This window comes from Streptomyces geranii, from assembly GCF_002954775.1.
GTDB lineage: Bacteria > Actinomycetota > Actinomycetes > Streptomycetales > Streptomycetaceae > Streptomyces > Streptomyces geranii.
Window position 1 is genome coordinate 78,845 of the sequence record NZ_PJME01000013.1, and the last position, 22,659, is coordinate 101,503.

The window sequence follows — 22,659 nt, forward strand, 5'->3', positions numbered from 1 at the left end:
CCTCTTCCGGTGCTTGGGCTGGGTCAGGAGGTGAGGGGGTCACTGCGAGGGCCTGCCGGCCCTACTCGCCCGGTTCGGGCACCGCGCCCAGGGCGTGTTCGGCCAGGTCCCGGCAGAGCCGGTACTCGGCCTCCTGGTCGACCCGCACCAGGAGGAGCAACGCCCTCGCGAGGGAGGCCTGTTCGAGCAGCTGGTCCTGGTCGGGCGGGGGCCGGTGCTCCACCGGCGGAAGCCGGTCCAGGAGCGCTCCGTGGTCCGGCGCACGACGTCGTTCCGTACGGGCCCGGAGGGCGGCCGGAAGAAAACGGCTGATCACGGGGTCTCCTCCGGCAGCAGTAGCTGGGCCGTGCTGATGATGAGGTCGAGCTCGGCCCGGTGGACGCCCTCGGCGCCGTCGGCCGCCGCGTCGGCGACGCGCCGCAGTTCCGTCAGCAGCTCGCGCAGGGTGTCCCGCGCGGGGTGGTCCGCGGGCAGGTCCCGGAGCCTCGGATAGACGATCAGTTCGATCCGGCGGATCAGCGCCTCCACCCGGCGCTTGGGGTCGTCCACCGGGGCACGCTGATGCGGCACCGCCTCCCCGTCGAGGCCGTCCGCCGGGGCGAACCGCTCGAACTTCCGCTTCTGGCGCAGGAGTTGGGCACGGCTCTCCGGGGAGCAGCCCGGATTCTCCATGAACTCCGTGAGCAGGACGAGGTAGCGGGAGAGTGCGTTCTCCTCGCCGCCCAGCTCACGCTCGCGCTCCATGAGGTCGAGCACCTCGGGCAGCAGGACCGCCCTGGCCCTGCCCTGCCCCGCGTCGAGCACCTTCAGCGCCTGTTCGCGCTCCGGCTGGCTCAGGGCGAAGTAGTAGCGGACCAGGCCGTCGACCAGGTCGGCGTCGCCCAGTTCGGGGTCGGTCTCGCGCACGGCGTCCACCCGCCGCCGGAACTCCGCGAAGTCGTCCGGCGACGGCGCGCCGGACCGCGCGGGCCTGGCCAGCCACTCCCGCAGCAGCGCCAGCAGCCGCAACAGGGCGATGCCCGATCGCAGTTGGACGGAGGCGGCCTCGTCGTCGGGTGGCCGCCGCTCCAACTGGTCCGCCAACTGCGCCAGCCACTGGCCGAGTTGCCCCGGTTCGCCGTCCGGCCAGTCGCACACCAGCAGCCCCAGCTCGGCTTCGGCGGTGGACAGCTGCTGCCCCTCCATCCGCTTGCGTGCCACCCCGAACGCCTCGCGCGCCTCGTCCGTCCGCCCGTCGAACACCGCCTGGACGCCCTTGGCGAGCTGGAGGTCGTTCAGCTCGGCCGGGATGTGGTCGGTGAGTTCGCCGAGTTCCCTGACCCGGTCGAAGTGGTGCAGCGCCCCGTCGGTCTCCCGGCGCCGCCAGTGCGTGACGGCGAGCTGGAGATGGGAGACGGCGGCGATACGACGGCTCTGCGGGCGGGAGTCCAGCAGCCGCCGGTGCTCGGTGTACAGGTCGGTGACCCGGGAGTGGTTCCCCAGGCGTGCCTGGAGCCACAGTTCGAGACAGGCGGAGTGCTCGGTGCGGCCATCGGCGGCGATCAGCTCGCCGAGCACGGTCGCGGCGGCGCCGTAGCGGGCCGGTTCGTACGTCCCCAGCATCGCCCGCACCTGGGCCTGGGCGAACCGGATCCGGCTCAGCGCCCGCCCCCTGGGGCCCGCGTTGACGGCCTGCCCGAGCAGCCCCTCGGCCCGCTCCAGCTCGTCGCGGTCGTCGCTGTCGAGCAGGACCAGGGCCTCCTCGTACGGCCCGCGCCAGCGACCGGGCAGCAGCACGAGGAAGTACACCCCGCTCGCCACGGTCGTGAGGAACAGCGACGGCAGGACGGCCGCCAGCAGGATCGTGGTCATCCGTCGCCCTCCAGCAGCCGCCGGTCCAACGCGGCCAGCCGCATGCCGTGTTCGTGGATCTCCCGGGTGGTCATCTCGCGCTTCTCCCGCAGCCTGCCCAGTCCGGCCCTGACCTGCTCGGCGACCTGGGCGGCGGCGTCGTGGCGGCCGAGCAGCAGGAAGGTCTCGGCGTAGTCGAGCATGAGGTCGAAACGCCACCACATCAGCGTTTTCCCGTTGTCGTGCAGCCAGTTGTGGACATGGACGTTGGCCTCGGCGTACGCCCCCTGGCCGATGAGACAGCGGGCCATCTCATGGGCGTGCTCGCGTCGCAGCTCCGCGGGCAGCCGCTCGAAGGCCGCGCGGGCCGTGTCGTTGAGCCGCTGCGCGAACGAGCCGTCGGTGGCCTGGGCGAGCCCGCCCTGGACGACCTGCCAGAGCCCGCCGATGATCGACAGCTGGGCGGCGTAGGCCTCGGACCGGCCGGGGTCCGCCTGCACCGCGCGCTCCAGCAGGGACAGCGCCTCCAGGGGTTCGTGGAGATCCTCCCGGGCGATCTCGGCGGCGAGCAGCAGGAGTTCGTAGCTCGGCCGGTCGACCAGGGCGGCCTGGGCGAGCCCCACGGCCGGTCGCGGACCGCCCTCGGCGCGCAGCGCCTTCACGGCCGTCACCGGGTCCATCGCGTCCCGCGCCCTGTCGAGGGCGTCCGCGAGTTCCCCGGCGTCCGTGTCGCCCACCCGTGCGGTGTGCGGGCCGGTCATCTCGCGCAGCCGCTCGCGCACCCTGCGTACCGGTTCCACGCGGCGCATCCAGGACGGCAGCCGGCCCTCGCGCCGCTCGTCGGTGAACACGGTGCCGCACGCGGCGCGTTGCAGGAGCCGCCCGGTGTCGTCCGCCGGCAGGTTCTCGAAGCAGTGCCGGGCCGCGACCGCCAGGGAGTGCAGACCGGGGTCGCGGTCACGGGACGGCAGTCCGCAGGCCGCCTCGGGGGTGAGGTGGGCGATCCGCGTCGGCGCGTCGGTGAGCTGCGCCAGGGACGGCGCTCCCCAGGGCGGCAGCGGGAGCAGCAGCGGGCCCAGCTCACCGGCCAGCACGATGTCGGCGGGCAGCGGCACCAGCCCCGGCCCGACCGCCTCGCGCCACCCGGGGTACGCCCGCAGCACGGCGGCGAGCACCGCGACCCGCAGCGCGGGTTCCGGGGAGTCCAGGGCGTCGGCGACACTGCGCCGCGCGTCGGTCTCGTAGCTGACGACCTGGAACCACCGGCCGCCCAGCTGCCGTTGCTCGCCCTGCTCGCTCCGCACGACCGGGACCAGTTCACGGCGGCGCGGCCGGGTCTGCCAGGCGACCAGGTCGGCCCGCTGCGCCCCGTTGATCTCGTCGTTCGGGATGAGCCGGTACCAGCGGCGCTGCCGGGGCGCGCGGTAGAGCGAACCCCACCAGCCCGCCCCGGCGTACTCGGCGTCGAGTTCCTCCTCGACCGCCTTCGTGTGTTCGTCGACGGGTGTCGTCACAGCTCGCCTTCGAGCCGGTCGGCGAGCTCGTCGAGCCTGTCCTCGTCGGCGCCCGCGGCCACGGCGCCGACGAAGGCGTGCAGGGCCTCGGCGAGCGGCGGACTCACCTGGCCGTCCTGCGCGGACCGCAGCGCCCTCCTGACCGTCCGGCGGAACTCGGCCGGGACCGCGTCGAGGTCGACCTCGGGCAGCGGCGCGGCGGCCGGGGCCGGAATCGTGACGGGGTCGGGCACGGAGACGGTCACCGGGTCGGGCAGGCCGAACTCCGGGGATGCGGCGCCGGGTTGGCGCGCGGCCGGCTTCCGCCGGGAGCCGCCCGCGAACAGCCGTACCAGGGCGGCGCGTCGCTCCACCAGCTCGTCGAACTTCCCGATGGTCGTGCTCTGGTCGAAGGTCGCCTGGTACTCCCGCCCCGTGTTGGTGTGGGTGACCTGCACTCCGAGGAGACCGTTCACATCGAGCGAGAACTCGACCTCGAACTGGTGGTGGCCCTCCGGCCGGGGCTCGATGTCGTCGAGGTGGATCGTGCCGATCAGGGTGTTGTCGTAGATGTACTCGCCCTCGCCCTGGTAGATGGCCGCCTCGATGCGGTCGGCCTGATCCGGGTTGCCGTACGTCTTCGCCTGGCGGGCCGGGATCTTCGTGCCGCGCGGGATCAGCGTGTTGAACCGGCCCTGCTGGACGCCGACCCCGAGGGTGTGCTCGGTGATCAGGGTGACGGTGTAGTCCTGGTCGTCCGCGGAGCGTTCGGCGGTGGGCCGGGTCGCGAGGTCGAAGACGGGTGACGGCTCGAACCGGTTGGCGATGATGGCCGCGCCCCGGGCGACCAGGGTGTCGGGGTTGGCGTCGCCGCGCACGAAGCCCTCGTCCTGGTCGAAGTGGTCGAGCAGCATCTGCCGCACGCGCGGGATACGGGTCGAACCGCCCACGAGCAGCACCGCGTTGACGTCCTCGCGCTGTACACCCTTGGCGCTGCTGGCGAAGCGCAGGGCCTCGTCGACCTGGTGCAGGGACCGCTGCAGGATCGGCTGGATCTCCCGCTCGAAGGTGTCCCGGTCCAGCTCCAGGGCGGGGACGCCGCCGCCGAGGTCGACCGTGGTGACGCTGCGCAGGGACAGTTCGCGCTTGGCGGCCTCGGCAGCCGCCTTGAGCCGCAGCCGGTCGGTGTCCTCCGGCAGGGCGTCGCCGAGTTCCCGGACGAGCCAGGCCGCGACGGCGTCGTCGAAGTCGCCGCCGCCGAGCCGCTGGTCGCCCGCGGTGGCGATGACCTCGATCTCGTCGTCCCGGGTCTCGATGATCGACACGTCGAAGGTGCCGCCGCCCAGGTCGAAGACGAGGTAGACCTGCCGCTCCGACTCGGCCCGGTCGACGCCGTAGGCCACGGCGGCGGCGGTCGGCTCCGGGATGAGCTGGCGGGGGTAGAGACCGGCCAGCAGGGCCGCCTCCTCGGTGGCCTTCTTCTGCCGTTCCATGAAGTACGCCGGTACGGTCACCACGGCGTCGTGGATCTCGCCGCCGAGGGCCTGCTCGGCGATCCGTTTCATTTGCATCAGCACCAGGGCGCTGATCTCCTGCGGGCGCAGCCAGTCCTCGCCCAGCCGGGCCCGTACCGGGTCGCCCTCCTTGTGGACGCCGGCCGCGCCGAACCGCTCCAGCAGTTCCTGGGTGAACACCGCCCCCATCTCGCGCTTGATCTCGACGAGCGTGTCGCCGGTGCCGGGACCGTCCGTGCTGATGGCGTCCTTGGCGTCGTGGCCGACGACGAGTGCGCCGGTGGCCCGGTCGAGGCGGACGACGGAGGGGGTGGCCACGGCGCTGTTCCCCTCCCGTTCGGGATCGGCGAGGATCTTGGGGGCGAAGTCGTCGGGGTGGTAGGCGGCGACGGCCGAGTAGGTCGTGCCGAGGTCGATGCCGACGACCCGGTGCAACTGGTCATCCATTGGGGAGAGTTCCTCCGGGGTTCACTCGCCGGCGAAGCCGTCGAGCAGGTGGACGCGGGTGAAATCACCGGTGAAGTCGGTCCGGGTGGTGTCCGTGGGGTGGTGGACGTCTTCGCCGGCGGCGGACAGGAAGGTCTCGATCTCCCTGCGCAGCACGGTCAGTCCGACGTCCCGCTCGTCGAGCACCGGCTCCCAGGTGGGTTCGAGGCGCAGCAGCGGGAGCGGGGGACGGCGGGCGTCGTGCGCGGCGCGCGCCTCGGCGTTCTCCAGGTTGACGGCGTGCGCGGCGGCGATCTCCGCCTCGCTCGCCCCCCGTGCCTGGAGCAGCGCGTCGTAGCGTGCCGCCGCCGCGCGGATCTCGTCGGCCGTCGCCTCCGGCGGCACACCGAGGCGGGTGTACTCCGTCGAGCGGGGCACGACCAGCGGCAGTGCGAAGAGTGTTCCGTTGTCTTCTCCGACACCGGGCATGGCAAAGAGCCCCCGTTCACGAACGCGACGGCCTGGGACGAGGTGCGGTCCCCGCGCGACGCGGTTCTCCAGTGACGCGGCACGACGATACGACCGCCGTGACGTTGCGCTGATTCTAGGGGTGGGTGCGGTAACTCGTTGTTGATACTGGTGAGTTCAAACCTGTTTGATCGAATTGGCTGAAACTCGCCACTGTGGTCCACCGGCGCTCACGGCGCCGCCGCGCGCCCCTTTCCGCAGTCTGCGTGCGGACTCCCGATGGCGCAGGACGATAGCTGCATCTGCAATCTTTCTTTGCATATCGGCCACGCGGTTCCGGATACGCCGGTGCCCCGCGAGGTCGGGAGGACCTCGCGGGGCACGGGTGACGCCTGTCTCAGTGGCCGAAGTTGAACCAGTTCACGTTGACGAAGTCCTGCGCCTGACCGCTCGTGAACGTCAGGTAGACGTCGTGCGTGCCGGTGACGGAACTGATGTTCGCCGGTACCGTCCGCCAGCTCTGCCAGCCGCCCGTGTTGGCGATCGAGAAGCTGCCGATCGGTGCGTTCGTACGGCTGTCGAGGCGTACCTCGACCAGTCCGCTCACGCCCGTGTTCGCGCCGCTCGCGACCCTGGCGACGAACTGAGTGGCCGCCGTGGAGCCGAAGTTGACGCCTTGGTAGAGCGCGTAGTCGCCGTTGGCGAGCGAGCCGATGTTCTGGCCGCCGCCGGTGTCGGTGGTGGTCTCCGTGAGGGTGCCCGACTGGCTGTTGTACGACTCGGCCTGGATCGCGCTGTACGCGTCCCGGGTCCCCGTCGGCGGGGGAGTGGTCGTACCGCCGCCGGTGGTCGACTGGAGGACCTGGACGTAGTCGACGACCATCGGCCGCCCGGAGACCGTGTTGGCGTCGGGGCCGCCGCCGAACGCCGCCGGGAAGGCGCCGCCCATCGCCACGTTCAGGATGATGAAGAAGCCGTGGTTGGTGGCGTTCGACCAGGTCGTCGCGTCGACCTGATTGGCCGTCACCGTGTGGTAGTTGGTGCCGTCGACGTAGAAGCGGATCGCCTCCGGGGTCACCGAGCGGTCCCACTCCATGCTGTATGTGTGGAAGCCGGCCTGGCAGGTGGTGCCGGTACAGGTGGTCGTACCGCCGAGGCCGGTCGTCTCGTTGCAGGGGCCGCCCGGGCTCGTACCGCAGTGCAGGGTGCCCCAGATGGTGTTGAGGCCCTGGGTGTTCTCCATGATGTCGATCTCGCCGACGCTCGGCCAGTTCTGGTAGTTGCCCCGGTAGGGCGCCCCGAGCATCCAGAAGGCGGGCCAGTAGCCGAGCGCGGACGCCCCGGTGACGTTCGGCACCTGGAGCCGGGCCTCGACGCGCAGCTTGCCGCCCGCCGGGGGCTGGAAGTCGGTGCGGTTGGTCTCGATACGGCCCGAGGTCCAGTTGCCGGCGGAGTCACGGATCGGGGTGATCCGCAGATTGCCGCTGCCGTCGAGCGAGACGTTGTTCGTGCTGTTCGTCATCGTCTCGATCTCGCCCGTGCCCCAGTTGGCGGGCCCGCCGGGATACGAAGTCCCGGTCGAGTACTGCCAGTTGGTGGTCGAGACACCGGTCCCGGCGGTGCCGTTGAAGTCGTCGACGAAGACCTGCGTCCAGCCGGTGGGGGGTGTGGGCGCGGAGGCGCCGGCGGGGAGGGTGGCCGCCGTCGCCACGGCGGCGGCCAGACCGAGGGTGCTCAGCACGGCGACGAGAGCCCGTCGCCGTCTGGGTATGCCGGAGGATTCACTCATGGGGGTGCCTCTCGGGTACGGGGAAGTGAGCGCGGGTGTCTTCGAGAAGGCTTGAGAGCGCTCTCAAAGTGGGCCCAATGTGCTCCCGGTGGCTCCGGCCGTCAAGAGGTGAAACCCAGAATTTCCTTCCGCCACAGGTGAGTTCACCCGATGAAGACATGAATGTGCTAGGGAAAGGCGGACTTCAGAGGGCGCTGCCCGTCTTCCAGTCCGCCCAGGACAGGTTCCAGCCGTTGAGCCCGTTCGCCGGATCGACCGTCACCTCGCCCGAGTTCCTGACGATCACCACGTCCCCGAGCATCGAGCTGTCGTAGAACTTGTAGCCCGGTACGGAGGTGTCGTTCGCGCCCTTCGTGTCGTGCAGGCCGACGCAGCCGTGGCTGGTGTTGGTGCTGCCGAACACCGAGGTCGACGCCCAGTAGTTGCCGTGCACGAAGGTGCCGGAGGTGGTCAGGCGCTGGGCGTGCGGGACGTCGGAGATGTCGTACTCGTCGCCGAGCCCGACCGTCGACGACTCCATCCGCGTCTGCTTGAAGCGCTCGCTGATCACCATGATCCCGGACCAGGTGGTGTGCTCGGCGTCGCCGCCGGAGACGGGATAGGTGGCCGTGGTCGCGCCGCCCCGCCGTACGGTCATCGTCTTCGCGGCCAGGTCGACGGTGCTGATCTGCTCGCGGCCTATGTGGAAGGTGACGTCCTTGGACTGGGTGCCGTAGACCCCGTCGGCACCCTCGACGTCCTTGAGGCGCAGCCCGAGGGTGATCTTCGTACCGGCGGCCCAGTAGGTCTCCGGGCGGAAGTCGAGCCGGGTGTCGCTGAACCAGTGTCCGACCACCTCGACGGCCGGTTCGGCGGTCACGGTGATCGCCTTCTGGACGGCGGCCCGGTCGGTGACCGCCTCCGTGAAGTTGATCGACACCGGCATGCCGACGCCGGAGGTGGAGTCGGCCTCCGGCGTGAAGTACCCGACGAAGGTGGCCGACGGCGAGGCGGTGGTGAAGGTCGCGGTGTGCGCGGCGGCGTCGGTGACCTGCGCCGACACTTTGTACGTCGTCCCGGAGTACGGGTTCCCGCTGGACGTCCACTTCGTACGGGCCGCGTCGAGGGTCCCGGCCAGCACGCTGCCGTCGCCGCCGGTGACCGTGACGGAGGCGAGGGTGCCGTCGGTGACGGTGACCTCGACGGGGGTGGCGAAGTCGGCGTGCCGGGTGCCGTCGGCGGGGGTGACGGTGACGACGGCCTGCCTCGCCCTGGCGGCCTTCGCCGACGCGCTCGCACTCGCCTCGGTCGTCGCCGAGGCGTCGGCGGAACCGCTGCAGCCGGTCAGGACGACGGCGGCCGGAACGGCACCGAGCGCGGCGAGGATTCCGCGTCGGGACCAGGTGGCCGGGTCCTGTCCGCTCGGCTCGGACGGGTTCGGTATGTGCGGAACGCCCACGGCACGCCTTTCTGGAACGATCAGGAGTGATCGATGCTGCGCGTGCATGGTGCGCTTTCTGTATGGGTTTGTTCTTTGAAAAGGGGGGCTGCCGTCTGAGATTCCGGTAAGGACGGGTGGGGTGGGGGAGCGGCTTGTGTTTTGGCTGCGCGGCCGTGGGGCTTCTCGCGCGGTTCCCCGCGCCCCTCAGGGGCGCCAGCCCAGGGCCCTGGAGATGCCTCTTGCCGCCAGTCTTACCGCCGGGACCAGCACCGGGACCTGGGCGTCCGCCTGCGGGACCACGATCGAGACCGCCGCCACCACCCCGCCGCCCTGCCCCCGTACCGGGGCCGCCACCGACAGGGCGTCGTCCGTCACCTGGCGGCTGCTCACCGCCACGCCCGTCCGGCGGACCTCCGCCAGGAGTCGGCGGAGTCTGGTCGGGTCGGTGATCGTGTGCGGCGTGAAGGCTGCCAACTGGGCGTTGCAGTAGGTCTGTTGGAAGTCCGGGTCGCCGTGGGCCAGCAGGACCAGGCCCACACCCGTGGCGTGCAGGGGCCAGCGGGCGCCCACCCTGATGTGGACCCCTACCGCCGAACGGCCCGACAGCCACTCGATGTAGACGACCTCGCCGCCGTCCCGTACCGCCAACTGCACGTTCTCGTGCGTCGCTTCGTACAGGTCCTCCAGATACGGCAGCGCGATCTGGCGCAGCGCCAGACCGCGTGGGGCGAGGGCCGCGACCTCCCACAGACGGAGGCCGACGTGGTAGACGCCGGCCTCGTCCCGCTCCAGGGCGCCCCAGTCGGTGAGGGCGGCCACCAGGCGGTGGGTGGTGGTCAGGGTCAGCCCGGCCCGTCGGCTGATGTCCGTGAGGGACAGCGCCGGGTGCTCGTGGTCGAAGGCGCTGAGCACGGACAGCAGCCGGTCGGGCGCGGAGCGGGTGGTCATGGGCGGGCAGCTCCCGGGGGTCGCGCCAGGTCGTAGGGGCGGGGGTACTCCGTCGGGCGGTGTGTGACGTAGCGTCCGGTCGTCGTCGGATCCGCCTGCTCCGCGCGGGAGTTGAGGGTCCGCGCCGAGGTGTCCCAGCGGCCCGTGTCCAGGCGGTGCTCCAGGGTGCGGACGGCGGCCACCGTCTCCCCGGGAGTGAACGTGCAGTGGCCGGGGCCGTCGACGTACGCCTGGCTCAGCAGTGCGCCCGAGCCGCCCGCGGTCGCCGTCCGCCGGTAGGCGCTCTCCGCCTGTACGGGGATCAGCGCGTCGCCGGTCGTGTGGATGTTCAGTTGGGGGTCCGTGAGGCGGCCGGTGAACGCGCTCGTACGGCTCATCCATGCCGTCGCCCTGGCGTCCGCACTGATCCGGGGCGCCCTGTCCAGTGCCTTCAGGTCGTCGCGCAACGAGAGTCCCGCCTCCTTGTACAGCTCGGTCACCTCCTTGTATACCGAGGACCGGTGCAGCATCCGCGTGTAGTCGACCCCCGTGTTCCAGGACGGGTTTCCGCCGGCCCGGGTTTCCGCCTCCTGGCGCCAGCTGAACGCCGGGTTGAGGATCAGGCCGGTGACCGCCGCGTACTGGTTGGCCTGCTGGGTGTTCCAGTCCGTGGGGCCCGGGACGGGCTGCGAGGCGTCGTTGTGGCCGGGGATGTTGTGCAGGGCCGCGGCGAGCGCGATCCGAGCCCGGCCCTCCGGGGTTCCCTGGGCCTCGGTGACCTTCGCGGCCAGCGTGCTCGCGGCCGAGCGGGCCGCCGACCGGTCGGCGAAGCCGGTGAGCCGGATGCCCGAGTCGGGGGCGAGGAGGGTGCGCAGCGCGAAGACCGGGTCCAGCGTGCTGTTCCAGTTGGCCACCCCGCCCTGCACCAGACCGCAGATCGACAGCGAGCCGTCGAAGCGGTCGGCGTGCCGTTCCGCCAGGGCCGTGGTCACCAGGCCGCCGTAGGACCGGCCCCAGGCGATCGTCCGCGATGCCTCGCCGAACCGCTCCGTGAACAGGTCGAGCGTGGCCAGCTGGTCCGGCACGGCCTCCGTGACCGCCCAGCCGTTCGTGGCGTACGACGACCCGATGAGCGCGTAACCGGCGTCGAGCAGCAGCTGTCGTACCGCCGGGGTCGGTGCGTCCTCGGCCGGGCTGGGGGTTCCGGCGGGGCGGTAACCGTGGCTGAACAGCAGGAGCGTGCCGTTCCAGTCGGCCGGTACGTCCATCAAGTAGGCGGCGCCGGAGGGGAGTTGACCCTCCACGTGCTCGGGGGCCGTGGTCGTGGCCGCCTGTGCCGACAGAACGGGCGTGGCCAGTAACGCCGTTGCGAGGAGGACCAGGGTGCGCGGGTTCACGGGCGGATCCCTTCGGGCGTGGGGGCTTCCTGGGGGAGGGCGGCGGAGCCGAGGGTGTCGGTGTTCGTCTCGCGCATCCGCCACACGGTGACCGCGGTGATCAGCGCGCCGCCGCACAGCAGCAGCGACACCGGCGTACTCCCACCGCCGTTCGAGGCGAGCAGGCTGCTCGCGATCAGCGGCGAGAACCCGGCGCCGACCAGGGTCGCCGCCTGGTAGCCGAGCGAGGCGCCCGTGTAGCGCACCCGGGTGCCGAACATCTCGGAGAACAGGGCGCCCAGCGGCCCGTACATCGTGGACTGGGCGATGCCGTGGCCGAGGACCAGGGCGAGGATCAGCAGTCCGGGCGAGCCGGAGTCGACCAGCGCGAGGACGGGGAAGGCGAGCGCGGCCGAGGCGAGGGCGCCGGCCAGGACCACCGGGCGGCGGCCGACGCGGTCGGTGAGCGCGGCTGCCGTGGGGAGCACGACCAGCGCCACGCAGGAGGCGATGGTCACGGCGGTGAGGACCTGTGACCTGCTGTAACCGTTGCCGGTGGCGTAGGAGATCATGAAGCCGGTCAGCAGTGACTGGGCGGTGAAGGCGCCGATGCCCACGCAGCAGGCCAGCAGGACCGGCTTCGGGCGGCGCAGCACCTCGAAGATCGGCGGGGTGGCGGACCGTTCCCGCTTGACCTCGGCGAACAGCGGGCTCTCCGCGACCCGCAGCCGCACGAACAGGCCGACGCCCAGCAGCACGAAGCTGAGCAGGAACGGCACGCGCCAGCCCCAGGAGCGGAACTGGTCGTCGGGGAGCGTCGCGACGAGGGTGACCACTCCGGCGGAGAGCACCGAGCCCAGCGGGGCGCCGAGCTGGGTGAAGCTGGACCACAGGCCGCGCCGGGAACCCTGGGTGCGTTCGGCGTGCTCGACGACCATCAGGGTCGCGCCGCCCCACTCACCGCCGATCGCCAGGCCCTGGACGACCCGGAGGGCGACCAGCAGGACCGGCGCCCAGACGCCGATCGCGTCGTACGTCGGCAGGAGCCCGATGAGGAAGCTGCCGCAGCCCATCAGGGTCATCGTCATCAGCATCATCGACTTGCGGCCGAGCCGGTCGCCGAAGTGGCCGAAGAGGATGCCGCCGAGCGGCCGGGCCACATAGCCCGCGGCGAAGGTGCCGAAGGCGGCGATCGTGCCGACCGCGGGGTCGGCCTGCGGGAAGAACAGTTCGCCGAAGACCAGCGCGGCGACCGTGCCGTACACGAGGAAGTCGTAGAACTCGACGGTCGTGCCGAGCAGTCCGGAGAGCGCGACGCGGCGCAACTCCCGGGTGGAGCCGGGGGACGAGCGGATTGGCTGCACGGGAAGCTCCCTGATGCCGATGCCGTGGGGGGACGTCACCGGTGTGGGGATCGAACCGGTGTCCGGGTGAAGTTAGGCATCGATCATGCGGCAGTCAATAACATGCACAACATTAAGTCGCCCCGCATCACCCGCGTCAGCCGAGTCCGTCCTCCGTGATCCGCTGGAGCAGGGTGTGCAGGGAGGCGCGTTCTGCCTGGTCGAGGGGGCCCAGCAGGTCGTTGGTCACGCGCTGGCCGGCCTCGTCGGTGTCCCGGAGGAAGGCGCGGCCGTCCTCGGTCAGGACGACGATGCGGCTGCGGCGGTCGTCGGGGGAGGGGCGGCGCTCGGCGAAGCCCTGCTTCTCCAGGTCGTCGACCAGGCCGACGATCGCGGACGGGTCGTAGCCGAGCTGGGCGCTCAGCTCGCGCTGGAGCGCGCCCTCGGCGGTGCTCAGGAAACGCAGCACCGCGTAGTGGCGCAGGCGCAGGCCGGACTCCTGGAGGAACGTGTTGAACAACTGCCCCGAGCGCAGCCCCAGGCGGTACAGCAGATAGCCCGTGTCGGCGTGCAGCCCGCGCATCCAGGGCTCGTCCGCGTCGATCGGGTTGGGGCCTGTGGCGTTGGGGGTGACGTCCTGGCGTGTGATGGCGGGCTCCCTGGGTCGGTCTGTCCTGCAGATTCCAGCATGACTCACCCGTATGTCATCAACAACTATTGACGTCGACAATTATTGCTCTTAGCTTCAATCCCGTAGCGGATTCGTCTTGTGAGCCGTCGTCTTGTGAAGGGACCCCCCTCGTGCCCAGCATCGATCTGACCGGCAAGGTCGCCGTCGTCACCGGCAGTGGCCGGGGCCTCGGCCTCGCCTACGCGCACGCTCTCGCCGCCGCCGGCGCCTCCGTGGTCGTCAACGACGTCGACGAGAACGTGGCCGAGCAGGCCGTGAAGTCCATCACCGCGGCCGGTGGCACCGCCGTCGCCGAGGTGGTTCCGGTCGGCACGACCGAGGCCGCCGAGCGGCTCGTGAACCGCGCGGTGGAGGAGTTCGGGCGGCTCGACATCCTGGTCACCAACGCGGGCATCCTGCGCGACAAGGTGCTGTGGAAGATGACCGACGACGACTTCGACGCGGTGATCACCACCCACCTCAAGGGCACCTTCACCTGCGCCCGCGCCGCCGCCGTACGCATGCGCGAGCAGGGCGAGGGCGGCACGCTGATCCTGGTCGGCTCCCCGGCCGGACAGCGCGGCAACTTCGGCCAGACGAACTACGCCGCCGCCAAGGCAGGCATCGCCGCCTTCGCCCGTACCTGGTCGATGGAGCTGGGCCGCGCGAACATCACCGTCAACGCGATCGTGCCGGTGGCCGCCACCGCCATGACCGAGACGATCCCCGCCTTCGCGCCCTACGTCGAGGCGCTGAAGAACGGCGAGCCGTTCCCGGCCTTCCTGCGCAAGGGCGAGGGCTTCGGCACCCCCGAGGACTGCGCCGGCCTCGTCGCCTTCCTCGCCTCCGAGGCCGCCCGGGGCATCACCGGCCAGGCCATCGGCATCGGCGGCGACAAGGTGGCACTCTGGTCGCATCCGCAGGAGATCAAGACGGCGTACGCCGACGGCGGCTGGACCCCGGAGGCCCTGGCCGACGCCTGGCCCACCTCGGTCGGCGCCGAACCGCAGTCGGTGGGCATCCCCGCCCCCAAGTTCCCGGAGGCCTGACCATGACGGACCTCAACGTCGAGGAACTCGTCGCGATCGACGTCCACACCCACGCCGAGATCTCCTCCAAGGGCACCTCGTCCCTGGCCGACGACCTCCACGACGCCTCGTCGGCCTACTTCAAGGTCGAGGGCAAGCGGAAGCCGACGCTGGAGGAGACCGCCGCGTACTACCGGGAGCGGAAGATGGCCGCCGTCATCTTCACCGTCGACGCCGAGTCCGCGACCGGCACCGCGCCCGTCCCGAACGAGGAGGTCGCCGAGGCCGCCGCCGCCAACCCGGACGTGCTGATCCCCTTCGCCTCCATCGACCCCTTCCGGGGCCGGGCGGGAGCGAAGCAGGCCCGGCGGCTGGTCGAGGAGTACGGGGTCAGGGGCTTCAAGTTCCACCCCAGCATCCAGGGCTTCTTCCCCAACGACCGCTCGGTCGCGTACGAGCTGTACGAGGTGATCGAGGAGACCGGCACGATCGCCCTCTTCCACACCGGCCAGACCGGCATCGGGGCCGGGGTGCCCGGCGGAGGCGGAATCCGCCTCAAGTACTCGAACCCGCTGCACGTGGACGACGTATCGGCGGACTTCCCCGAGATGAAGATCATCCTGGCGCACCCGTCCTTTCCCTGGCAGGACGAGGCGCTCGCCGTCGCCACGCACAAGCCGGGTGTGCACATCGACCTCTCCGGCTGGTCGCCGAAGTACTTCCCGCCGCAGCTGGTGCAGTACGCCAACACCCTGCTCAAGGACAAGGTCCTCTTCGGCTCGGACTACCCGGTCCTCACCCCGGACCGCTGGCTCGCCGACTTCGAGAAGCTGCCGATCAAGGACGAGGTCCGGCCGAAGATCCTCAAGGAGAACGCGGCCCGCCTGCTCGGCCTCACCAAGCCATAACCACAGTCCTGGCACCGCAACTCGTATCTCGTAACTCGTAGAGGGGCGCAACGATGCGCAACGAGGGACTGGGGTCTTGGCCCGCCCGCCGGGCCCGCAAGACCCCCCAACGCACCGCCCTGATCCACGGCGACACCACACTCACCTACGCGCAGCTGTACGAGCGCACCACCCGCCTCGCGCACGCCCTGCGCGAGAAGGGTGTGCGGCGCGGTGACCGGATCGCCTACCTGGGCCCGAACCACCCCTCCTACCTGGAGACCCTGTTCGCGGCGGGCACGCTCGGCGCCGTCTTCGTCCCGCTCAACACCCGCCTCGCCGGCCCGGAGATCGCCTACCAGCTCGCCGACTCCGGCACCAAGGCCCTCGTCTACGGTCCTTCACACGCCGGTCTCGTCGCCGGACTGCCGGGCAACACGGACGTGCGTACGTATGTCGAGGTCGGCGCCGAGTACGAGGCGGCGCTCGCCGGTGCCTCCGCCGAGCCGATCGACGCGCCCGTGACCGCCGACGACACCTGCATCATCATGTACACCTCGGGCACGACGGGCCGGCCCAAGGGGGCCATGCTCACGCACGGCAACCTGACCTGGAACGCCGTGAACGTCCTCGTCGACCAGGACGTCATCACCGACGAACGCGCCCTGGTCTCCGCCCCGTTGTTCCACACGGCCGGGCTGAACATGCTCACCCTGCCCGTGCTGCTCAAGGGCGGGCTGTGCGTCCTGGTCGAGTCCTTCGTCCCCGAGGAGACCTTCGACCTGATCGAACGGCACCGGATCACCTTCATGTTCGGGGTGCCGACGATGTTCGACCATGTGGCGAGACATCCGCGCTGGGCGGACGCCGACCTGTCCTCGCTGCGGATGCTGTCCTGCGGCGGCTCACCGGTGCCGACCCCGCTGATCGCCAGGTTCCAGGAGCGCGGGCTCACCTTCCTCCAGGGCTACGGCATGACCGAGGCCTCGCCCGGGACCCTCTTCCTGGACGCCGAGCACGCGATCAGCAAGGCCGGTTCGGCGGGCGTACCGCACTTCTTCAGCGACGTCCGGGTGGTCCGGCCGGACCTCACCCCCGCGGAGGTCGGCGAACCCGGCGAGATCGTGGTCCGCGGGCCGCACGTCATGCCGGGCTACTGGGGGCTGCCCGAGGAGACGGCCGCCTCCTTCACCGACGGCTGGTTCCGCAGCGGGGACGCCGCCCGGATCGACGAGGACGGCTACGTCTTCATCGTCGACCGCATCAAGGACATGATCATCTCGGGCGGGGAGAACATCTACCCCGCCGAGATCGAGGACCTGCTCCTGGCCCACCCCGACATCGTCGAGTGCGCGGTCATCGGCGTCGCCGACGAGAAGTGGGGCGAGGTGCCGCGCGCGGTCGTAGTGCCGCGCGAGGGCGCGGCCCTGGACGCCGACGAGGTGCTCGCCTCGCTGTCCGGGCGGCTGGCCAAGTACAAGATCCCGAAGTCGCTCGTCATCGCGGACGAACTCCCGCGCACGGCCTCCGGAAAGCTCCTCAAGGCCCGCGTACGCAAGGCCTACGGCACGGGTTCGTAGCCGCGCCCCCAAGGGGCGCGGGGAACTGCGCGACCAGCCCCCACCGCCCCGCGGACAACACTCAATCTCAGCCCAACTCCCAGCTAAGGAACGCAATATGAGCATCACCGTCAACGGCATCGACGACCTCAAGAAGCTCGCCGGCACAGACCTCGGCACGAGCGAGTGGATCGAGGTCACCCAGGAACGCATCAACACCTTCGCCGACGCCACCGGCGACCACCAGTGGATCCACGTCGACCCGGAGAAGGCCGCCGAGGGCCCCTTCGGGGCGCCCATCGCGCACGGCTACCTCACCCTCTCCCTCTTCATCCCGCTCTTCACCGAGCTGCTGGACGTCCAGGGCGTGACGACGAAGGTCAACTACGGCCTCAACAAGGTGCGTTTCCCCTCGCCCGTGAAGGTCGGCTCGAAGATCCGCCTGGTCGGCAGGCTGGCCGACGTCGAGGACGTACCGGGCGGCGTGCAGATCACCGTGGACGGCACGATCGAGATCGAGGGCGCCCCGAAGCCCGCGGCGGTGCTGCAGAGCCTGTCGCGGTTCTACGCCTGATCCGCACCCTCGTTGTCGCCGTCCCCGCGCACGGGCACCAGGTCGAGCAGCCGTTCCGAGGCGTCCTGGGCGAGTGGTGTGAGCCGGTCGTACACCGTCCGGAACGTCTTCTCGGCCGGTTCGGCAGGCCAGTCGTCCGGGAGGTGCTTGGCCGGGAGGCGTGGATCGCGGCGGATGATGCCCAGCCACTCGGCCTGGATGACGAGGCGCAGCGAGAGGGCGTCGTCCGCCGCGGGCAGATCCGTCACCCAGGGCCGCCAGCGCCGTACGAACGCCTCGTAGCGCGCGGCCAGTTCGGACAGTTCCCAGGTCTCCTCGATCATCGCGCCGATGTCCATGCCCGTGTCCGCGTGCGCCCGGAACACCTTCACATGGGCGGACAGGCCGAGTTCGGCCACCAGGGCGGCGACATCGACCTCGCCCGGCGCGATCCACAGGCCGTTGAACAGCGGGCCGAAGCCGCTCCACGTCAACTGCGAGCGCAGATCGTGGCGTTGGCGCTGCCAGGACTCCGGGAGGGAGAAGCCGAGCAGCGTCCAGGTGCCGTCCCACTGCCGGTTGACCGCGCCGGTCTGCCACATGCGCCGCTCGCCGTCCGCGAGCACCGCCGCCGAACGCCCGGTCAGCCCGAAGTACATGCGGCGGCCCTCGCGCTGGCGGCGCAGCAGATCGCGGCTCACCATCCGGGTCAGCGTGGAGCGGGTCGCCTGCTCGCCGATGCCCGCCCGGGCGAACACGTCGATGACGCTGCCCGAGTACACGCAGACGTCACGACCGAGCACCTGGTCGCCCAGGAAGGCCAGCATCAGGGACTGCGGTCGCAGCGACTCTTCGGTGGTCACGCGGCCAACGGTACGCCCCGCCGATCAGTTCGTCAGCCCGTGACCTGCTGATACGAGTAGACGGTGGTCGCCAGTGCGCAGATGCCGGGCTGGATCACCTGGGCGCGCAGGGTGCCGCTGTTGACGTCGTAGTCGACGCCCTCCGCCTCGAACGCCGTCCCCGAGCAACTGCTGCGCTGGGGCAGAGCGAACAGGCTCGTGACGGTGCCCGTGACCGCCTTGCCGTCCAGCGCGCGGGCCAGGTCGACCTGGAGCAGCGGGCGGATCTCCGGGAACAGGGTGCCCGAGTCGTCGTCCGAGGCGCAGATCAGCCGGGTCGCGGTGACGAAGTCGCAGCCCTGGATATCCCGTACGGTCTTGTTGAGGGTGATCTGCCCGGCCTGTGCCAGCGTGCCGCCCGTGGCGGGGGTGGACGCGTTGAGGAGCGGGGCCGGGAACACCTGGAGGCGGGTCTGGTCGCCCCACTCGCCCGAGACCAGCCACTGGTTGTCGGGCGAGACGGTGGCGAAGGAGTTGTTCAGCTTCTCGCCCGAGTCGAGCGTGTGGACGTACTGGTATCGCTGCCCGGCCGGGGTGGTGACCGCGAACATCTTGGACGTGGCCGTGTCCGAACCCTGGTAGGCATCGAACACGTACCCGTTCGCGATGTCCGGGTCACCGATGTGCCCCCAGCCCGCGATCCGCAGATCCAGCGGGATGGAGGTGAGGCCGCGGTACAGGAGCGTGCCGTCCGCACGGGACGCCAGCCCCTGACCGCTGCCCAGGGTCTCGACCTGTGTCGCGCCGGTCTCCGTCCACTGTGTGTCGGCTGCGGACGCTGTCCCGCCGCCGAGAGCCAGCGCTCCGGAAAGGCCCAAGAGCACTGTCAGGGAAAGGAGTTGACGCTTCATCAGTCGGCCACCTATACGACGTCGACGAACACCGGGTTCGAATAGAACCACGTATCGGCCCACGGGTCACCGTTTCCGGGCTCGTGCGGGATCGGGCCGTGCGGGTCGATCGACGCGCCGAGGTAACCGGCGCCGTGCCGGTTGCCGTCGCTGCCGCGCAGCCGGACGTAGAACGACTCGTCGGCGGCGGTGATCGGCACGCGCAGGGTGTACGTCCCCTTGCGGCCCGACACGTCCTTCGACCTGACGACCTTCGTGTCCGGCGCCTGCCAGGTGTCCCGGTCGGTCACCGGTCCGCGCACCGCGCCCCGGATGACGTCCACGTGCGCCAACTCCGGGAGGATTCCCTGGGGGTTGAGGCGGGAGGCGGAGGTCACGGTGATGTTCAGCGTCAGCTTCTCGCCCTTGCGGACCCGGAGCCGCCCGCCCAGGGTGACACCCCGGCCGAACTCGCAGTCCCGGGTCAGCCGGACGTCGAGCCCGTCCAGCAGGTGGCCGTGGTCCAGCCAGACCCGGCCCGCGCGCATGCCCTGCATCACCGCACGGTAGCCGTAGCCGGTGACGCCGACGTGGGTGCGGCTGAACTGGCCGGGCCAGAAGTCGCTGCCGGGCTGCGGGGTGTCGGTGTTCACCGGGTCGGGCAGCTTGCCGGTGTTGTCGAAGTTCTGCCCGGCCGGCCAGTCGCCGTTCTTCCAGGTGTCGAAGACGATCCGGTGCGCGTCGGAGTTCGTGGTGATCGAGAACAGGCTGCCTTCGGCCAGCATCGAGTCCCACAGCCCGCCGACCGTCGCGGTCGCCCAGTCGAAACCGCCGTACGTCAGATACCCGGCCGCCGGATAGCCCGCCCAGGACTGCGCCGAGGGCTTGTTCTCGTACTCGCCGCGGATCGAGGTCGCCCCGCGCCAGCCGGGGAGGGCCGCGCCCTGGGCGCCGGGGGCGCCCTCCATGCCGATCATGATCTCCGGGGCCGCGTCCCGCCAGTTCCGCATCTCGTGCGGCGAGTCGATGCCCAGGCGCATCGGGTGGTTGGCGAGGACCAGCACGTCGTCCACGTATCCGGTACGGCGCTGCTCCGCCAGCCACTTGATCGCCTTGACGGCGTGCGCCTCGTTGCGGGCGGTGTCGGCGGCGCCCGCCGAACCCTCCGTGTAGCCGAGGAGCTTGCCGTCGTAGGCGCTCTCGAACTTGGTGAGCAGGTCCACCTCGTGCTTGCCGGGAGGCGAGAACACCGTGCAGTGCTCGGCGCCCGGGATGTACCACTCCAGGCCCTGGAAGATCAGCTGACGCGGGTTCTCCCTGCGCGCCTTGAGGATCTCGGCGTGCTCCAGCGGCGCCCCGTACTGGGCGTGCCCGAAGTTGGAGTGCTCGGTGAACACCATCCAGTCGAGGCCGAACTTCTCACCGGCGGCGGCCAGTTGGGAGAACGTGTACTTGGCGTCGTGGCTGTACACGGTGTGGATGTGATGGTCGCCGACGAGATAGGCGAGCCGCGGGTCGCTGCCGCCGAGCCGGCGCGGTCCGGCGGAGGCGGCGGCGGGCGTGGCCAGCGAACCGGCGGCGAAGGCGGCGCCGAACAGGCCCGCCCGGTGCAGGAGTTGACGCCGGGAGACGCCCTGGGCGTCGAGACCGGCGGGGGAGACGGCGGGGTCGGCCCAGGCAGGCAGCTGCTGCTCTGTCATGGTCGTGTGGGTCCCTTGGAGTCTAGGAAGTCCAGTCGGGGCAAAGGGGTCTGACGGTGTGTCAGTTGTTCATGAACGAGCTGACGGGCAGCGCCCGTTCGACGATCCGCACGTCACCCAGCCGGGCGTGCAGGATCTGGTCGATCTTCCCCGCGTACTCGTAGCCGCCGAGCAGCCACGGCAGCCCGACCGAGGTGATGCCGATGGAGGTCGCCGTCGGGTTGCGCACGACCGGGCAGCCCTGGACGTACAGCGTGGTGTGCCTGCCGTCGTTGACGACCGCGAGGTGCCACCAGGTCTCCAGCGGGGTCTCCTGGCCCCAGTTGGTGGCGATGCCCTGCTGGTTGAGGGGCCGCATGGCCCACTGCGGCTCGCGGTCGTTGGAGAGGGAGAGGGTGGCGATCGGCTCGTCCGGGTCGTCGCCCGTCTTGCCCGCGGCGCCGCCCGTGCCGGTGCGGCTGACCACTCCGGCCCAGGCGTGGTGGTCGGGGTCCCAGTCGGCGGGGAGGCGGTAGAACGCCTCGATGGTGTAACCGGCCTTGAACGTCGCCGAGTTGAGGGGTGCGCCGTCGACCGTGCGCAGATAGGCGCCCTTCAGTGGCGACTTGAAGCCGTTGAAGTCGAGGCTGCCGTGGCCGGGCTGGTCCGGGTGGTGGTCGCTGGACCAGTTCAGGGTGGCGCCCCCGACCGTCACCAGCTGGAGGTCGTTGCCGCGTCCCGACTGGTCGCGGACCTTACCGGTGAGCGCGGCGCCGTCCGTCTGGCCGTCGAAGCGCCAGTAGGCGACCGTGCCCGGGATCACGATCTTCGACGCCGGGCGGGCCGGACGCACGGGCACCGGGGCGAAGCCGGCGAAGCGCTCCGCGAAGTCGATGTCGACGGAGAACCGGTCGGCGTCGCCGCTGAGTTCGATCTCCTGCCGCTCCAGCTCGTTGAGGCCCTTCGCGGCTCGGCCCAGGATCCACGGGGAGACCGTCTCCACGTCGATGGTGTTCCGGTCGAGGTCGAAACGGTAGAGGCGGATCATCGCGGCGCCGCCGAAGTACCGGTTCTGATAGTTCGTCAGATGCAGTTCGACGTCATGTCCCGCCGCGTTCTTGCGCGTCGCCCGACCGGCGGGCCAGTAGTGGCCGTTGAGGGTGAGGAAGATCTGGTCGTGGTCGGCGATCAGCTTGTCCCACAGCTGCTGACCGTAGTCCGACAGGGAGTTGTCCTCGACGACCAGCTCGTGCGTCGTGAGGATGACGGGAAGGGTCGGGTGCTTCGCCAGGACGTCCTTCGCCCACGCGTAGCCCTTGTCGGACAGCCGCCAGTCCAGCGCGAGGACCAGCCACTCCCGTCCGCCGGCCTTGAACACATGGAAGGTGTTGTAGCCGTCGGCCGACGCCCCGCCGAAGGTCCGCTTGCCCTTGAACCGCTGCGGCCCGAACACGTCGAGGTACGCGGAGGCGCCCCGCTGGTCGGTCGTGGACGACTTCACGTCGTGGTTGCCCGCGAGGACGCTGTAGCCGACGCCCTTCCGGTCGAGCAGCCGGAACGCCTCGCCGATCGCGGCGAACTCCGGCGCCGCGCCGTTCTGGGTGAGGTCGCCCAGGTGGGACAGGAACACGATGTTCTCGTCCCGCCCGTGCTCCAGCAGATAGCGCAGCGACGCCTCGACGGGCGCCTTGTCGATGCTCGGCCCGTCGAAGAGGTACTGCGTGTCGGGCATCACGGCGAGCGTGAACCGACGGCTCTCCGTGTCGGGCCGCGACGACGAACGCGCCTGGTCCGTGAGGGCCTCGGCGGCCGTCGGCAGGGCGACGGACGTGGTCGCCGCCGCCCCGATCAACGCGGTCGCCCGCAGGAAACTACGCCGACCCGCGCCCGCCTGGGGCGCTTCCAGGGCAGGCTCGTGCCCGGACTCGTGCGAGGTGCACACAACTGACTCCGTAAGTGGTTCCG

General features: G+C 70.8%; 19 protein-coding genes. 4 read left to right on the forward strand and 15 right to left on the reverse strand.

Features of this window, described 5'->3' with window-relative positions; translation table 11 throughout:
• Positions 1-61: 61 nt before the first annotated feature.
• From CW359_RS19480 to CW359_RS19530, 11 genes are all read right to left on the reverse strand, one after another.
• A complete protein-coding gene (locus tag CW359_RS19480; protein ID WP_105971240.1) occupies positions 62-316 on the reverse strand; it encodes a hypothetical protein in 255 nt (84 codons plus the stop codon).
• Positions 313-1,851, reverse strand: a complete 1,539-nt coding sequence (locus CW359_RS19485) for a hypothetical protein (RefSeq protein ID WP_105971241.1) — start codon at positions 1,849-1,851, stop codon at positions 313-315. The genes CW359_RS19480 and CW359_RS19485 overlap by 4 nt, the downstream gene beginning before the upstream one ends.
• Positions 1,848-3,344 carry a hypothetical protein gene (locus tag CW359_RS19490; protein ID WP_105971242.1) on the reverse strand — a complete coding sequence of 499 codons (1,497 nt, stop codon included), beginning with the start codon at positions 3,342-3,344 and terminating at the stop codon, positions 1,848-1,850. Before CW359_RS19490 ends, CW359_RS19485 begins: the two co-directional genes overlap by 4 nt.
• Positions 3,341-5,284: an Hsp70 family protein gene (locus tag CW359_RS19495; RefSeq protein ID WP_105971243.1), complete on the reverse strand. Its 1,944-nt coding sequence runs from the start codon at positions 5,282-5,284 to the stop codon at positions 3,341-3,343. The genes CW359_RS19490 and CW359_RS19495 overlap by 4 nt, the downstream gene beginning before the upstream one ends.
• 21 nt (positions 5,285-5,305) lie before the next feature.
• A complete protein-coding gene (locus tag CW359_RS19500) occupies positions 5,306-5,752 on the reverse strand; it encodes a J domain-containing protein (protein ID WP_105971244.1) in 447 nt (148 codons plus the stop codon).
• A gap of 376 nt (positions 5,753-6,128) precedes the next feature.
• Positions 6,129-7,520 carry a glycoside hydrolase family 16 protein gene (locus CW359_RS19505; RefSeq protein ID WP_105971245.1) on the reverse strand — a complete coding sequence of 464 codons (1,392 nt, stop codon included), beginning with the start codon at positions 7,518-7,520 and terminating at the stop codon, positions 6,129-6,131.
• A gap of 184 nt (positions 7,521-7,704) precedes the next feature.
• Positions 7,705-8,958, reverse strand: a complete 1,254-nt coding sequence (locus tag CW359_RS19510; protein WP_232838474.1) for a L,D-transpeptidase — start codon at positions 8,956-8,958, stop codon at positions 7,705-7,707.
• A 186-nt stretch (positions 8,959-9,144) separates the two neighbouring features.
• Positions 9,145-9,888, reverse strand: coding sequence for an IclR family transcriptional regulator (locus CW359_RS19515; RefSeq protein WP_105971247.1), 744 nt, complete (start codon positions 9,886-9,888; stop codon positions 9,145-9,147).
• The gene (locus tag CW359_RS19520) at positions 9,885-11,264 is read right to left on the reverse strand and encodes an alpha/beta hydrolase family protein (protein ID WP_105971248.1); all 1,380 of its coding nucleotides are present in this window, start codon (positions 11,262-11,264) and stop codon (positions 9,885-9,887) included. The genes CW359_RS19515 and CW359_RS19520 overlap by 4 nt, the downstream gene beginning before the upstream one ends.
• Positions 11,261-12,607 carry an MFS transporter gene (locus CW359_RS19525; protein ID WP_105971249.1) on the reverse strand — a complete coding sequence of 449 codons (1,347 nt, stop codon included), beginning with the start codon at positions 12,605-12,607 and terminating at the stop codon, positions 11,261-11,263. Before CW359_RS19525 ends, CW359_RS19520 begins: the two co-directional genes overlap by 4 nt.
• A gap of 136 nt (positions 12,608-12,743) precedes the next feature.
• Positions 12,744-13,169, reverse strand: coding sequence for a MarR family winged helix-turn-helix transcriptional regulator (locus CW359_RS19530; protein ID WP_105971250.1), 426 nt, complete (start codon positions 13,167-13,169; stop codon positions 12,744-12,746).
• A gap of 218 nt (positions 13,170-13,387) precedes the next feature.
• On the opposite strand from CW359_RS19530, the gene CW359_RS19535 reads away from it, so the two are divergent.
• The 4 genes from CW359_RS19535 to CW359_RS19550 all read left to right on the forward strand — a co-directional run bounded on the left by CW359_RS19535 (position 13,388) and on the right by CW359_RS19550 (position 17,304).
• Positions 13,388-14,305 carry an SDR family oxidoreductase gene (locus CW359_RS19535; RefSeq protein WP_105971251.1) on the forward strand — a complete coding sequence of 306 codons (918 nt, stop codon included), beginning with the start codon at positions 13,388-13,390 and terminating at the stop codon, positions 14,303-14,305.
• Positions 14,306-14,307: 2 nt separating this feature from the next.
• Complete coding sequence (locus CW359_RS19540) at positions 14,308-15,192, forward strand: amidohydrolase family protein (RefSeq protein WP_105971252.1); 885 nt, start codon at positions 14,308-14,310, stop codon at positions 15,190-15,192.
• A 53-nt stretch (positions 15,193-15,245) separates the two neighbouring features.
• Positions 15,246-16,751 (forward strand): acyl-CoA synthetase, encoded by a 1,506-nt coding sequence (locus CW359_RS19545; protein ID WP_105971253.1) that lies wholly within the window; start codon positions 15,246-15,248, stop codon positions 16,749-16,751.
• Positions 16,752-16,848: 97 nt separating this feature from the next.
• Positions 16,849-17,304 (forward strand): MaoC family dehydratase, encoded by a 456-nt coding sequence (locus CW359_RS19550; RefSeq protein WP_105971254.1) that lies wholly within the window; start codon positions 16,849-16,851, stop codon positions 17,302-17,304.
• Here CW359_RS19550 and CW359_RS19555 read toward each other — a convergent pair.
• The 4 genes from CW359_RS19555 to CW359_RS19570 form a co-directional block, all read right to left on the reverse strand.
• Positions 17,295-18,146, reverse strand: a complete 852-nt coding sequence (locus tag CW359_RS19555) for a PaaX family transcriptional regulator (RefSeq protein ID WP_105971255.1) — start codon at positions 18,144-18,146, stop codon at positions 17,295-17,297. The genes CW359_RS19550 and CW359_RS19555 overlap by 10 nt on opposite strands.
• 32 nt (positions 18,147-18,178) lie before the next feature.
• The gene (locus tag CW359_RS19560; RefSeq protein ID WP_105971256.1) at positions 18,179-19,036 is read right to left on the reverse strand and encodes a hypothetical protein; all 858 of its coding nucleotides are present in this window, start codon (positions 19,034-19,036) and stop codon (positions 18,179-18,181) included.
• Between the two features lie 11 nt (positions 19,037-19,047).
• Positions 19,048-20,715, reverse strand: coding sequence for a PHP domain-containing protein (locus CW359_RS19565; RefSeq protein ID WP_105971257.1), 1,668 nt, complete (start codon positions 20,713-20,715; stop codon positions 19,048-19,050).
• Positions 20,716-20,776: 61 nt separating this feature from the next.
• Positions 20,777-22,636: a LamG-like jellyroll fold domain-containing protein gene (locus tag CW359_RS19570; RefSeq protein WP_105971258.1), complete on the reverse strand. Its 1,860-nt coding sequence runs from the start codon at positions 22,634-22,636 to the stop codon at positions 20,777-20,779.
• Positions 22,637-22,659 lie beyond the last annotated feature (23 nt).

Excerpts from the sequence above, each read along its gene's own strand:
- CW359_RS19515 (WP_105971247.1), bottom strand. The coding sequence starts at position 9,888 with ATGACCACCCGCTCCGCGCCCGACCGGCTGCTGTCCGTGCTCAGCGCC.
- CW359_RS19540 (WP_105971252.1), top strand. The coding sequence starts at position 14,308 with ATGACGGACCTCAACGTCGAGGAACTCGTCGCGATCGACGTCCACACC.
- CW359_RS19495 (WP_105971243.1), bottom strand. The coding sequence starts at position 5,284 with ATGGATGACCAGTTGCACCGGGTCGTCGGCATCGACCTCGGCACGACC.
- CW359_RS19500 (WP_105971244.1), bottom strand. The coding sequence starts at position 5,752 with ATGCCCGGTGTCGGAGAAGACAACGGAACACTCTTCGCACTGCCGCTG.
- CW359_RS19545 (WP_105971253.1), top strand. The coding sequence starts at position 15,246 with ATGCGCAACGAGGGACTGGGGTCTTGGCCCGCCCGCCGGGCCCGCAAG.
- CW359_RS19560 (WP_105971256.1), bottom strand. The coding sequence starts at position 19,036 with ATGAAGCGTCAACTCCTTTCCCTGACAGTGCTCTTGGGCCTTTCCGGA.
- CW359_RS19485 (WP_105971241.1), bottom strand. The coding sequence starts at position 1,851 with ATGACCACGATCCTGCTGGCGGCCGTCCTGCCGTCGCTGTTCCTCACG.
- CW359_RS19565 (WP_105971257.1), bottom strand. The coding sequence starts at position 20,715 with ATGACAGAGCAGCAGCTGCCTGCCTGGGCCGACCCCGCCGTCTCCCCC.
- CW359_RS19550 (WP_105971254.1), top strand. The coding sequence starts at position 16,849 with ATGAGCATCACCGTCAACGGCATCGACGACCTCAAGAAGCTCGCCGGC.
- CW359_RS19530 (WP_105971250.1), bottom strand. The coding sequence starts at position 13,169 with ATGCGCGGGCTGCACGCCGACACGGGCTATCTGCTGTACCGCCTGGGG.
- CW359_RS19505 (WP_105971245.1), bottom strand. The coding sequence starts at position 7,520 with ATGAGTGAATCCTCCGGCATACCCAGACGGCGACGGGCTCTCGTCGCC.